Here is a 14131-nt window from a genome sequence, read left to right on the forward strand (position 1 = left end):
CCACCGACGGGGCTCCGCGTCAAGTTGCAGAGCCCAGTTAGTTCGATTGAAGCATGGTTTCTAATATGGACGGAAAACCATGTGTGCTGTCCCGATTTGCGCGGATGCAGCTCCTGCTGGCTCACGGTGGTTTGGATAAGTCCTAGAGCGTTCATATCCCGCGATGCAACGCTCCTCCGCACGCAGCTCGCCTCAGGCGGCGCGATCGCGCTGGCTTCGGGTCGTGACATCAACCTCGAAGCCACGCACGACAGCTACACTGAATCGCACGAGTCGACGGTCAAGAAGTCGGGCTTCGTACTGAATCACGGCCTGGCGCCGATGCAGCAGGGCAAGACCACCGACCGCGATTCCTCGACGACCCAAACCATCGCCCACGGCACCACCCTCAGCGGCGACAGCGTGACCGCGGCGGCGGGCCGTAACATCGTGGGTGAAGGCGTGCAGATTGCGGCGACCAACGACGTCCTGCTCGCTGCCGGTAACGACCTCACCCTGACCACGGCCGAGAACACGTACAGCACGGGCCAGGACAAGTCCGTCACGTATACCGGCTTCTCGCGTCAGGGCCTCAACGATCACTACGGCAAGGTCAAGGACAACCAGGGCCAAAGCGATACGGAGATCACCCACACCGGCAGCCTGGTCGGCTCGACGGATGGGAAGGTCACGCTCACGGCGGGCAATAACCTGCACCTGACCGGCACCGACGTCATCAGCAACAAGGCGACTACGATCGTCGGCAAAAACGTGACGATCGATGCGGCGGTGGATACGTCGGATACGACGCAGTTTCAGCGGCATAACGAAGGCGGCATCACGGTGGGTCTCGGTGGTTCCATGGTCGAGCTGGCGATGGACGCGCGGAATTCAGTGAAGCGGGGCAGCGAGGTCGACGATGACCGGCTGAAAGCGCTCTACGCCGCCAAGGCCTACTACGACGGCAAGGACATCCTCGATACGTATAAGACGCAGGGCATCGGCGCAGGCAAGGGCGGTGCTGGCCAGGAAGGCATCAACGTCCAGGTCGGCATCGGCGGTAAGAGTGCGAGCAGCAAGACCACCAGCCACGACGAGACGGCGTTCGGCAGTCACATCCGTAGCAGCGGCGACGTCACCATCGCCGCGACCGGTGGCGACCTCACTATCATCGGCAGCGAAGTCACCGGCGACAACGTCGCCCTCGCGGCCGCCCATGACATCAATCTGCTAAGCCAGGTGGAGAATCATTCACTCAAGAACGATTCGAAGAACGGCAGCGGTGGCGTGGGGGTCAGCTTCGGCACGGACGGTTTCGGTATCTATGCCGAGGCGAGCATAGGCAGTGGGAAAGCCCGCGGCAACGGCATCACGCATGCCGAGACGACGATCAACGCCGACAGCGTGCTGACGCTGATCAGCGGCAACGACACGACGATTCAGGGCGCCCAGCTGAAGGGCAATCAGGTTATTGCCAACATCGGCAAGAACCTGACGATCCGCAGCGAGCAGGATACCGACGACTTCTCCAGCAAGACGATGCAGGCCGGGGCGAAGGTGATGTTTGGCCTGACCCAGAGCGGTTTTGTCAGTGCGAGTGGCTATTACAGCCAGGGCAAGATCGATAGCCACTATCAGAGTGTCAGTGAGGTCAGCGGAGTCAAGGCGGGGGACGGCGGCTTCCAGCTGGACGTGGGCGGAACCACGCATCTGATCGGTGGGCAGATTGCCAGCAGTGCCGATGCGTCGAAGAACATCCTCAGCACGGGCGATCTGATTTACGAGGATCTGCATAACGAGTCGAAGTACAAGGCGAGCCAGGTCACGGTCAGTGGCGGCAGCACGATGGCGAGCAATATCTCCGGGGCGGTCGGTGCTGCCGTGGTGCTATGACGCCGCAGCATGACAATGTGAGTAGCGATACCCATTCGGGTATCGCGGGCGGGACCATTATTGTTCGCAACGACCCGGGTAAGGATCTGAGCGACCTGGATCGGAATCCGACGCTGGAGAACGAGGCGCTTAAGAATGCCTTCGATCAGGAGAAAGTTGCTGAGCAGCAGGAGCTGACCAGCCTGGCGGGCTACACGGGTATGCGTGGAGTGGGTGATCTCGCCCAATACATGCAGAACCACAGTTCGTCCGATGCCGAGCGCGCAGCCTGGGGCGATGGTGGCCGCAACAAAGTCATTCTGCACGGGTTGGTGGGTGCGGTTATGGCGTCGCTTGGTGGCGGGAGTGTGATCCAGGGCGCGGTTGGCGGTGCGACCAGCGAAGCGGCATCGAAGGCGATGCAGCAGTATCTATTCGAGCAGGGCGTCGATCCACGGAGCGACGATTGGAAGGCCTTCATGGAGCTGGGCAGCGCCGCGGTCGGCGGGCTCGTCGGTCAGGGTACGGGCGCACTAGCTGCGTTGGACGGCGATAAATACAACCGACAGTTGCACCCTGATCTGGTCAACTTCATCACTGACAATGTGGCCGCCAAGTACGCGCAAGCCAAGGGGATCTCGGAGGAAGAGGCTCGCGGTATCCTTATCCGCGCGGCTATGGTCGGGAACGACGATTTTGATTCGCGATATTTGGGTAATGCGGACTCTGAGCAGACGCGCACAGATGCGATGCTCTTTCTCTACGACAACACACCGGTTGGTCAGAATGGCTGGGTGTACGAGCTGTCGTCTTCGCCCGAGCAGATGTCGAACTCGGGGCTTGGTGCGGGGAAGTTAGTACAGGATCAGAAAGCCTTTGCCAGTGTTCTTGAGGCGATGAATCCTTCGGCTGATCCTTCGCGAGACGCCGCGCTTAGATCCTACTTCTCTGAAACGAGTTTCCCTGAGCGCTTCGTCGAGTGGACCTCTGACGATACCGCTAAGTTCCTCAAGATGAATGGCCAAATAGTGCTCACAGGTGCTAGCGGCGGGCTCTCTGTCGGTGTGCCATTCCTGGCTGCGGCGAACGCTGCCCGAGCTGGCGCGTCGACCGGGACGATAGCAACGTACATTCTGGCATCACGTGCAGGCGCTGGAGCGTTGAGTGGTGCAGTCAACGCAACCTCACAATTGATCCAGGATGGGAGTGTCCGATGGACGAACGTTGCGGTAGCAACGGCTGGCGGCGCGCTTGGCGTCGGCGGTGGCCTTTGGTGGAACGTGGCGGTCGGATCGGCCGGCGGATTCGTGCAGACGGAATTGAATAACCAGATCTACAACGAGAACAATAATGTGTTTTCAAACGCTGTCATGTCCGGCTTGACGGGCGGTGTAGGATATAAAGTTGGTGACACGTCAACGATTTGGATCGGCAAGCAGATACCGGGGTCTATATCTCCCTATGCGTACGGGAATGCCGCGGGCCCAGCGGCAGCAGAGGCTGTTCAGGCGGTAATCGATGGAATGGCAAAAAAGACGATCGCCGATACTAAAACAAAGGATTCAACTAAGTGAGCCGAATCATTAGAACCTTGGCCGTTGGCCTTTTCTTCTTTGTTGTTATGACGCCTTTGATACTCGCGCTCGGGTTTGTAGGATGCTTAATGCGTGGTTTGACGTTCGATCTTCCCTTGGCATTGGCGATTGCCTGCCGGGGAGGTATGGTTACTGCAGGGATAGGGATGCTACTTTTCAATTTGCGGGGTCCAAGGCCGAGAAGCCCCCATTGACAGGTTGTGAGCACCCGATTTCCTGGGCGTTTGGCGTTGTTGTATGGATAGCCTATTTAGGTGCCGATGTCGCGATTCGTTGCTTAGCAACTTTAGGTCGGTAGCTGGTGGATTGCATGAGCTGTTGTTTGAGGAAAAGGCTGTGCCGGTCGGCGGAGCACCTTGGGAAGTAGATGGACCGTGTATCAGATCGAGGGTCCGTTGTATGGCGCCTCGGACCGCATCGATATGATCATTGATCCTAAGCTTGGCGCTCACCTTTTCTCATTCGATCGTCTGTTCCAAATGGTGGCATGACCGGGATTCCAACGAAGCCGTGATAGACGGCGCATATAACAGCCTTAAGACTCATAAACTCGTCGATTGGGGTGTCGTCAATCTGGGCTTGAACGGTGTCCCTGGTTTAGGCGGGTCGCTTCAAATACGTGATGTCGCCAGCTTCGCTTACGATCGGCTCGCGATTGTTAGTTCGACGAGTCCTCAATTGCACAACGTCGTCGCGCTTGCGACAGATCCATCCTTGACGTTGCGGGAGGTTCGCGAAATCGTCTCTCAAATCTTTATCGCAGTTGGCGCGGATGACGTTCAGTCTGTGAAACTGTGGCGATTCGCGGCTGTAGTGAGTTATCTCGACGCCCCAGATGAGGATTTCGTGTATGGATTGAACGCGTTAGAGGGCATTAGTTTGGCTTGGTCGACATGCGAAGTAATGCCAACCTTGCCCGCAGTAGGCGGCGATTCCAAGAAACGATACTCGTCTGAGGAGAACTATAAGATCGCTCTCGCCGCCTTTCGCGAATGGACCATGCGTGAGCTTTCCGATCTTGCGAGGGTTTGCTCTATTGTCGGAATCGAGGTGATTGCCTAGCTCGAAGTTAATTGTGCGGGACGACTTGGCTTCGCCGATATCTTCGTCAGCACCAGGCGCTAAGGTCTTCCTTTCGAGCGTAACCTGTAGGTGCTCACTCAATGCGGAATTTACGAACACAGGTAGCCTTATCGGCAAAAACGTGACGATTGATGCGGCGGTGGATACGTCGTAAACCACGCACTTCCAGCGGCATCACGGTGTGGCATGGTGGCTCGATGGTCGAACTGGCTATGAACGCTCGGAGTTCAGTGAAGCGTGGCAGCTAAGTCGACGATAATCGGCTGCAAGCGCTCTATGCCGCCAAGGCTTTGCGTATCAGCGCGGTCGAGTACCTTTCGCGAGCAGATCCGAGTCTCGTGTCGGCTGCATGCCATGAGTTCCCTCTACTTGTGCGGCACGTTCGACTCTGTACTTCCGCTTGGATCGCTCTGGCATGAGTGTATTGGCGGTCAAGCGACCGGGGATGTGCAAGGCTGAAAGCTGGCGACTCGTTGGTCGGAAATTGCCGGCAGCATTACGTGGACTGTAGAGGATGTGACGCCGCACTTTAATGGCGACGGATGAGTGGAGGCTAAGTCTGAATGAGTTACGACAAATTTTTTTGTTCCGTTGGTCGCTCCTCTTTCGGGCTATCCCTGGGGACGCTCTGGCAGCATGTAGGCATCTTGCTTGAGTCGTCATCGGGGGCATGCCTGTCTCAGAAGGAAGTCTTTTTCGCGATATTGCGAGCGCTACTGAGCGAGGGAGCCGTGAGTCTCGCCCGCAACGGCATTCTTCTGGAAGGTTCTTTGGATGAGCAGGTGAGTAGTTTTCTTCGTTTATGGCCTATCGATCCATCTCCTGACGATCTTGATGGTATCGGTCTTTGGTTTCTTACAGTTGCACCCGGTGCTTTGGTTTGGCACGCGGCTGATGGCGTCGATCTATGGACGTAAAGGGGCGGCCGGAGTCTCCTCAACATAGCGGCGCCGAGCCTACATTGCCGCTGCCCCGGATCGCTCACGGCAGGTACGCGCCTGCCCTGTGCGCATACAGGTCGAAAATGGGCCGGAGTTTATCTCGATGGCTTTGGGTCCTCGGCAAGACGGTCATCCTCGATGCCTCCGGCACGTTGCTCAACAGCGGGCGGGAACCTCAGCGTGACCGCCGCGCAGGACATCCTCAACGCGGGCAGCACCAAGGGCAGCAACGTCAGCCTGACCGCAGGCAACGAGATCCTGGGTGGCGCAGACACCGGCCGCGTCGATCTGGGTGGCCTCAAGCTGGGCAACACGCCAGACGGTAACTTTGCTAGCTTGACCGGTGGTACGTCGCGCGTATCCCACCTATCTGGGCGCATTCATGGGCAATTTGCCGAAGACGTCGCTCAGCTCGCGGTGAAGAAACTGCTCAAAGGGGCGGAGAGCGAAGATGGCTCTTTGCGCTCACTGGAGTCTCACGCCTACGAGATGGCACTTTATGCCTGGTTCGCCGATGGGGATCTTGTCCAGTCGAAGGCGTGGGTCTATACCGCTGATCGCCTTCATGCGAAAAGCCGACGTCCCCCCAGATTTGAGTAGCGGCCCGGTTTCGAGTCCAATCCCCCACGAGAAGGAGATTGGACGTGAAGAAGCGTTTTTCCGAAGAGCAGATCATTGGGTTCCTGCGTGAGGTCGAGGCCGGCACGCCGGTCAAGGACCTGTGCCGCAAGCACGGTTTCAGCGAGGCCTCGTACTATCTGTGGCGCAGCAAGTTCGGTGGCATGAGCGTGCCGGGGGCCAAGCGGCTTAAGGAACTGGAGACTGAGAACGGCCGACTGAAGAAGCTGCTGGCCGAGCAACAGATTCAGCGCGCTGTAGACTACGCAGCATCTAAGGATGTCCGACTGAATGTGACAAAGGCAGCGGGAAATTGACATGTCATTAAAACCTCGGCGTGGGGCCTCTGCTTACCTCAAGCCTGAATTCATTCTTGTGGACACCTTCTCGGGTCTTGGTCTCATGGGGCGAGATCCTATGGGTTTAAGCGCTTGCCTCAACGCCGATGCTGAGCCAGAAATACTCGGTAACGCGGTTAAAGGCGCGCTAGAGAAGAGCCGTTGGCTTAGCTTGGATGAGTACCCAACCTTCTTCGATTGGAAGGAGCGGAAGAAGGATGAAGCTGCAAGGGATGCTCATCTGATTGAAGCCTTCGGCTACAAAACGAGAAAGCAGCTCTACCGTGATATGAAGTGCTGTTCGATATACGAGGCAGATGGCATTATAGTCGTGTCACCTACTGTTCACGAGAGACTTGACGCTTGGACGGGAGAAGGCATTGATCAAGAGGATAAGGTGGCAGTGGCATTGAGTTCGAGTCTGAAAGAGATCGGCGACGCTCTTATTTTGGGTCTTTCTCGTTGCCGATAGGCCTACGCCTACGCCTGCGTTGCGGTCGGTGTGGCGAGCTAGGCTGAGCCTTCGGCTAAGAGGTATGATCCTCTGATCTCTTAGTGCAATCCGGGCGGTGCCGGCCTCCCGGGAATGCCTCCGCCGCAAACAACGACGGTGCCGTCGGCACTGCCGACGGCGTGTATACCACCCACCCGGGCAGCGCCAGCCCGTACCTGATCGAGACCGATCCGCGCTTCGCCAGCCAGGCCGGCTTCCTTGGTAGTGACTACCTGATGGACCGCCTCGGCTTTAATGGCGAGGGCACGATGAAGCGTCTGGGTGACGGCTTCTACGAGCAGCGCATGGTGCTCGACCAGATCACCTCGCTCACGGGTCGTCGCTACCTCACCGACAATACCGACGCCATGGCGCAGTACCGCGCGCTGATGGACGCGGGCGTGTCGGCGTCGGGCGAGTTCCAGCTCTCGGTCGGTATCGCGCTCACCGCCAGCCAGATGGCCAGCCTCACCCAGGACATCGTCTGGATGGTGAGCCAGGAGGTCAACGGCGAGAAGGTGCTCGTGCCGGTGGTCTACCTGTCCGCCGCGCACGCGCAGGAAGTCGCGCAGAACGGCGCGATCCTCTCCGGCAAGACGGTGATCCTCGACGCCTCCGGCACGCTGACCAACACGGGCACGATCGCCGCGAGTGAAAACGCCAGCCTCAAGGCCGGCACGTTGCTCAACGGCGGCAACCTCAGCGCGGGCGGGAACCTAAGCGTGACCGCCGCGCAGGACATCCTCAACGCGGGCAGCATCAAGGGCGGCAATGTCAGCCTGACTGCGGGCAATGACATCCTCAGCGGTGCTGACATCGGCCGCGTCGATCTGGGTGGCCTGAAGCTGGGCGACGCGATCGCGCCAGTGGACGCCGCGCGCCTGGGCCTGGCCTCGCGTGGTGCGATCAGCGCGACGGGCAACCTGTCCGCAAGCGCGGGTCGCGACCTGGCGCTGGGCGCGGTGCCGGTGTCCGCGGGTGGCGACCTGTCGTTGTCGGCGAAACGCGATCTCTCGCTCACGGCAACGTCGGTTAAGGCGGGCGGCGATGCGCAGCTGGTCGCCGGGCGTGATCTTAGCCTCAATGCGATCGGTCAGACGACGGCCGTGCAGGGTGGAAAGCAGAACAGCGAGAGCACCGTGCACACGGTGACGACGATTGACGCGGGCGGGAATGCGGTGCTCGCGGCGGGTCGGGATGTGGTGAGTGAGGGGGCTAAGGTTAAGGCCGGGGATCAGGTGGCCATCAGTGCCGGCCGCGACGTTGTGCTGAATGCGATCACCGACACGCAGCGCAGCGAAAGCTACACCAAGGACGGCAAGAAGGCTGTCCAGACCCACACGATGGACCAGATGCTGACGGGCACCAGCCTGGACGGCAGCAACGGCGTGATCGTCAGCGCCGGGCATGACATCAACGCAACGGCCGCAACGATCACCAGCGAGACGGGCGGCGTCGCCCTGGCGGCAAAGAATGACGTCAACCTCAATGCCGGTCAGGAGCTGCACAACTGGGAGCAGCAGACCAAGAGCGTCAAGTCCGGCACGATGTCGAGCACGACGAAAAACGCTTACGACGCGACGGTCGATAGCCTCGCGGTCGGCACGCTGATCAGCGGCGACAGTGTGACCGTGGCGGCAGGGCACGACATCACTACGCAGGGTGCGCAGATCGGTGCAACCAACGATCTGGTGATGACCGCGGGAAACAACCTGACCATCGGCACGGCCGAGACCACGCATAGCGAAACCCACGACAAGACCGTCAGCAAATCGGGTCTGATGTCCGGCGGTGGCTTCAGTGTGATGATTGGCGGGTCGAAGGAGCAGACCGGCTACGAAGAGAACGACAGTACGCCGACGGGTAGTGTCATCGGCAGCACGGATGGCAAGGTCACGCTGACGGCGGGTAACACGGTACACATCACCGGTAGCGATGTGCTCAGCAAGGAAGGGACCACGATCGTCGGTAAGGATGTGACGATTGATGCCGCCGTCGCGACCGCGGACACGCGTCAGACGTATAAGAAGCAGACGGCGGGTATTACTCTGGGTCTGACCGGTGGCGTCGTCGATGCTGCTACGGCCGCTTACGGCACGGCGCACCGAGGTGCCGAGGTCGAGGATGGCCGCCTCAAAGCGCTGTACGCGGCGAAGACGGCCTACGCGATCAAGGATGGTGTATCCGCGTACCAAGACGCGGTCGGAAGTACGGGAAGCGCCGATGGCGGAATCTCGCTTCGCGTGGGCATTGGTGCAAGCAGTGCCAGTAGCGAAACAAAGACTCACGAGGAACGTGCCTACGGGAGCAACGTCCGTAGCGACGGCAATGTGACCATTGCCGCAACGGGCGGCGACCTGAACATCATTGGCAGCAATATCGATGGCAAGAACGTTGCGCTTGCCGCTGCTAACAACCTGAACCTGCTTAGCCAGGAAGAGGCGCATTCAAGCAAGAGCACCAACCGCAACGGAAGTGGCGAGATCGGCTTCTCGATTGGCTCGCAGACGGGCATTTACCTGTCGGTGTCGGCACGTCGTGGAAAGGCCGTCGGTAATGGCGTGACTCATGCCGAAACCGTCGTAAACGCAACGGACGGACTCACGATCGTCTCTGGCAACGATACGACGATCAAGGGCGCACAGCTCAAGGGGAACTCCGTCGTCGGCAACATCGGCGGCCACCTGCTCATCCAGAGCGAGCAGGACACCGATGACTACGCGAGTAAGCAACAACAGGCCAGTGTGACCGTGACGTTCGGCTACGGCGGCAGCGGAAGCTTCAGCCAGAGCAAGACAAAGTCCCACTACGAGAGCGTCAACGAGGTCAGTGGTATCGGTGCTGGCGACGGTGGCTTCCAGCTCGTCGTCGGCGGTAATACTCACCTTGCGGGCGGGGTCATTGCCAGCACTGCGGACCCGTCGAAGAACTATCTTTCGACCGGTTCACTGACGTGGGAAGACATTCAGAATGAAGCTAGCTACAAGAGCAGCAGCATCGGTGTCGGTGGTGGTTTCAGTACGGGTAAGTCGGGCGACGACGGCGCCAGAAATTCTTATGGACCCGAGGGAGTATCCGGTTCCCCGAGCCTTGGCCTTGCCCAGAAGAGCAATAGCAGTAGTACGACGGAAAGCTCGATTGCCGGCGGCACGATCATCGAACGCGACGGCCCGGTCGATCTTTCGGGTCTGAAGCGCGATGGCACCCTCGATAGCCAGACCCTGAAGCCGATCTTTGACGAGAAGAAGCTGGCCGAGCAACAGGAGATGGCCCAGGTCGCGGGACAGGTGGGATCTCGTACTGCCGGCGCTATCGGTGAGACCTTTGGGCTTAAAGACGGAAGTCCGGAGAAGATCGCACTGCACGGCGCTGTCGCCGCGGCGGTTGCTAGCCTCGGCGGAGGCGATATCGGCTCCGCTTTGGCAGGAACGACGGCGAATCAGCTCGCGATCAATTCGATGGCTAAGTCCTTGCAGGATGCCGGCTATCAGCCCGGCTCCCCAGAGTTTGCAACGTTGCTGAAAATGGGGAGTGCCGCCCTCGGCCTGGCGGTGGGCGGAGACACAGGATCGAGCGTCGCCGAGGCGGCGACGCAGTACAACTGGCTACTTCACTCCGAGGTCGAGGATGCGGACAAGCGCAGGGCGGCGTGCGCCAATCAGGCGTGCAAGGACAAGATTACCGCAGAAATGGAGATGCTCAGTCTTTCGCGCGATCACGAGCGGGAGGTCTTCTCAAATAACGCCTTCGCTCAAATTGCGAAGGCACAGGGTGGCTTGACCTACTCGGACCGTGATTACGTCGCAAACGCGTACTATGCGCAATATGGGCTCAAGCCTGGCGAGTCGATCGCTGCAGACTATGCCCCGGCTTACGAGCTGGGATACCAGTTTCGCCAGGTTGTCGCTGGCTTTAGCGGCGCACGCGATTCCCTTTCGGCGACACTTGAGCACTATCAGGCGAATCCAACGGAGATTCCTGGCGCAGTCGTAAACGGCGTCTATGAGAACGGAAAGAGCATCATCACAGGGACGGTCACGTACCTCTCAAGTGACGTACCCGCCTGGACGCTTTCGAACCAGGTCGCCGACGCATATGGTCCGCCGACCGCCGCGAATACCGGGGCTTTTCTTTACGGAGCGCTGATCAAGACCGGGCTGGCAGCGGGCGGCGCGGCGGCTGGTTCATTTGAGTCCGCTGCGGGCTGGCCGGTAGGTACCTCCGGTTGGAATGCGCTGGCAACGCCTGGATCGGCCGCGTACACGTCACAGCTCGGTATGATCTTGAGTGATGGTGGGCTCGCTGCAAGCGGGGGCTCGAGTAACCTTGCGTTGGCCCTTGCCCTTGGTGGCGCGAGCAACACGAACCTTGTCATTGGGGGCATCGGAGGCGTTACCGGAAACGGCGTCGCCGGCTCTATCCGTGAGGTTAATCCAGGATTTCCAGCTGACGGACGAAGTCGTAACTGTGTGAACTGCTCCATTGCAACGGATGCTACGCTGGCGGGAAATCCGGCATCAGCGCTGCCGAATATGTCCAACGACGGTGTTCCAATCAGTGTCCTTGAGATGCAGTTCGGGACAAAGTTCAGTAGCTCGTTAGCGCCAAGTGATATCGTTGCCCAAATGGCAGGGGCGGGCAGTGGCGCCCGCGGTATCGTTTTTGGTTCTAATGGGCCTGGCGAAGTCGGTCACGTCTTTAACGTCGTGAACCAAGGAGGCGTAGTCAGATTCCTCGATGGACAAACAGGGGCGGTGGCGGACATGAGTAAATTCCAAACATTCCAATTGTTGAGGACTAACCCGTGATCGACTTTCTCAAGGCAGTGCGTATTGCCGTAAGCTACATTGATGGTGGGGAGATACCCTTGGAAATCGTCGTTAGTCGGCGATTTTCTGAGGGTTGGTATTTTATTTATCAATCTCGTGAGTATCTTGAAACGAACAATCCATCATCGCAGTTGGCCGGGAACGCGCCATTCATAGTCGATCGCGATACAGGGGAAATTCAGTCTCTGACAACGGCTTTGTCGCTTGATGATGAGTTGATTGCATATGAGAAGAGAAAGAGGTCGGGGATTATCGATGCTCCGTAGCGCTTGGCCTTCCATGCCTGTTCGTCTCTAGAGCGCTGTCCGACGTCCCCGCAGATTTGAGTAGCGCCCCGGTTTCGAGTTCAATCCCCCACGAGAAGGAGATTGGACGTGAAGAAGCGTTTTTCCGAAGAACAGATCATCGGTTTCCTGCGTGAGGCCGAGGCCGGCATGCCGGTCAAGGACTTATGCCGTAAGCACGGCTTCATCGAAGCCTCGTACTACCTGTGGCGAAGCAAGTTCGGCGGCATGAGCGTGCCCGAGGCCAAGCGGCTGAAGGACCTGGAGTCGGAGAACGGCCGCCTCAAAAAACTGCTGGCCCAACAGCTTCTGGAAAATGAGGTCATCAAGGAAGCGCTGCGAAAAAAATGGTGAGCGCACCGGACCGGCGCGAGCTGGTGCGCTATCTGATCGGCCAGGAGCTGAGTGAGCGCCGGGCGCTGGCGATCGCTGGCATGAGAGCAAGCGCTTACCGATACGAACCGCGACCCGACTCCAATGTCGAGCTGCGCGAGGTGATCTGCGTACTGGCGAATCGCCATAAACGCTACGGCGTCGGCATGATCTACCTGAAACTCCGCCGGGCCGGACGGATGGTCAATCACAAGCGAGTCGAGCGCCTTTACCAGGAGGCGAACCTGCAGGTGCGCCGGCGCAAACGGAAAAAGGTGCCTCCGGCCGACAGGCAGCCACTGCTCCGGCCGGCGGCCGCGAACGAGGTTTGGTCCATCGATTTCGTCTTCGACCGCACCGCCGAAGGGCGTGTCTTGAAGTGCCTGACGATCGTCGATGACGCCACGCATGAGGCAGTCGCCATCGAGATTGAGCTGGCGATCTCAGGCGTCGGCGTAACGCGCGTCATGGACCGCCTGGCCGTTACACGAGGCCTGCCGAAGATCATTCGCAGCGATAACGGAAAGGAGTTCTGTGGCAAGGCCATGGTCGCGTGGGCACACGAACGCGGCGTACAGCTGCGCCTGATCGAGCCCGGCAAGCCGAATCAGAACGCCTACATCGAATCATTCAATGGAAGGCTTCGCGATGAATGCCTCAACGAACACTGCTTTCCCAGCCTGCTGCATGCCCGAACCGAGATCGAAAAATGGCGACGGGAATACAACGAAGAGCGACCCAAGAAGGCACTCGGCGGGTTGACTCCCGCCGCTTACGCGAAACAGTTACATTAATCCTGAACTCAAGATCGGACCGCTACTCAAGGCGGGGGGACGTCGGACAACGTTTCCCTTGCGGCGGCCCATGACAGAAATCCGCTGAGCCAGCCGGAGAATCATTCAGTCAAGAACGCTTCGAAGAACGCGGTGGTGGCGTCGGTGTCAGCTTCGGCAGGTGTTCCCTACGGCCTTGAATCGTTGCTTACCGCCGAGGGGATAGTGATCGAGATTAACAAAAATGGCGGTTGGAAAAACCGTTAAATCTTGCGGTAGGTGTGACGGGTGACGACGGTCCGAAACCTCAGCATGAAAAGTGACCATGATAGGCGGTGGTATATGGGGTTTACTTGGTCCGTTGATTGGTCCCCTGGCCGTTATGTTTACGATCCACGCCTTTCACCCACGCCGATTCCCAAAGGTGATTGGGAGAAGCACATCAATTCAATAAGTCCGGGTGGGGTAACTATCTCGGATAAACTAAAGGGCCTTCAATGAACATAGACGCTTTGGTTTCTTCGGAGATTGAGCTTCTAGATTTGATATTTGGGCTGAATCCGTTGGCTTGGCGGAGGTATCAACAGCACGGACTTGGATCTGGCAATGCTCGAGGAAGCGATGAGCCGAAGACCGTCATGTGGTGTCCGTTTGTAGCCTTCAGATTTGCGCTGGAAGACGCATCTGTTACGAAACGTCTGCGTGAAGCTGTAGATGCATTTCGAGGCATACTTACTTGGTCTCTCTTCGGTCACGAGCGGGAAGGCCTTCCAGGAACTAATTGGGCGATTGGGCCCGCGATATTGTTCGAAGTTAAGGAGCGAGCTGCAGCTTCGCGTATCAGCGCGGGCGAGTACCTCTCGCGAAAAGATCCGAGTCTCGTCTCGGCTGCATGCCATGAGTTCCCTTTGCTTGTGGGGCACGTTCGACTCTGTACTTCCGCTTAGATAGCCT

Annotated in this window: 9 protein-coding genes and 1 pseudogene; all 10 read left to right on the forward strand. The window is 58.7% G+C overall.

The window, feature by feature from the left end:
• Window positions 1-126: 126 nt before the first annotated feature.
• Entirely contained in the window at window positions 127-1872 is a 1746-nt protein-coding gene (locus tag FA87_RS00975; RefSeq protein WP_156128473.1) for a hemagglutinin repeat-containing protein, read from the forward strand.
• Window positions 1869-3425: a hypothetical protein gene (locus FA87_RS19610; RefSeq protein WP_052191071.1), complete on the forward strand. Its 1557-nt coding sequence runs from the start codon at window positions 1869-1871 to the stop codon at window positions 3423-3425. Before FA87_RS00975 ends, FA87_RS19610 begins: the two co-directional genes overlap by 4 nt.
• A gap of 462 nt (window positions 3426-3887) precedes the next feature.
• Entirely contained in the window at window positions 3888-4508 is a 621-nt protein-coding gene (locus FA87_RS00980; protein WP_197062348.1) for a DUF2247 family protein, read from the forward strand.
• 584 nt (window positions 4509-5092) lie between these two features.
• On the forward strand, window positions 5093-5446 hold the full coding sequence (locus tag FA87_RS21255; RefSeq protein WP_081996419.1) for a DUF596 domain-containing protein: 354 nt from the start codon (window positions 5093-5095) through the stop codon (window positions 5444-5446).
• A 204-nt stretch (window positions 5447-5650) separates the two neighbouring features.
• Entirely contained in the window at window positions 5651-6070 is a 420-nt protein-coding gene (locus FA87_RS00985) for a hypothetical protein (protein ID WP_043691757.1), read from the forward strand.
• A gap of 44 nt (window positions 6071-6114) precedes the next feature.
• A pseudogene (locus FA87_RS00990) lies at window positions 6115-6330 on the forward strand (transposase); the annotation flags it as partial.
• 76 nt (window positions 6331-6406) lie between these two features.
• The gene (locus FA87_RS00995) at window positions 6407-6898 is read left to right on the forward strand and encodes a contact-dependent growth inhibition system immunity protein (protein WP_043691760.1); all 492 of its coding nucleotides are present in this window, start codon (window positions 6407-6409) and stop codon (window positions 6896-6898) included.
• A gap of 161 nt (window positions 6899-7059) precedes the next feature.
• Window positions 7060-11727, forward strand: coding sequence for a hemagglutinin repeat-containing protein (locus FA87_RS01000; protein WP_052191072.1), 4668 nt, complete (start codon window positions 7060-7062; stop codon window positions 11725-11727).
• Complete coding sequence (locus tag FA87_RS20130; protein ID WP_081996420.1) at window positions 11724-12014, forward strand: YrhB domain-containing protein; 291 nt, start codon at window positions 11724-11726, stop codon at window positions 12012-12014. Before FA87_RS01000 ends, FA87_RS20130 begins: the two co-directional genes overlap by 4 nt.
• Window positions 12015-12182: 168 nt before the next feature.
• A protein-coding gene (locus tag FA87_RS01010) for an IS3 family transposase (protein ID WP_239709139.1) occupies window positions 12183-13198 on the forward strand; the annotation gives its coding sequence in 2 pieces (ribosomal slippage) (window positions 12183-12378 and window positions 12378-13198; 1017 coding nt in all).
• The last annotated feature ends 933 nt before the right edge of the window (window positions 13199-14131 follow it).

Origin of the sequence: Luteibacter sp. 9133, from assembly GCF_000800155.1 — a bacterium.
GTDB lineage: Bacteria > Pseudomonadota > Gammaproteobacteria > Xanthomonadales > Rhodanobacteraceae > Luteibacter > Luteibacter mycovicinus.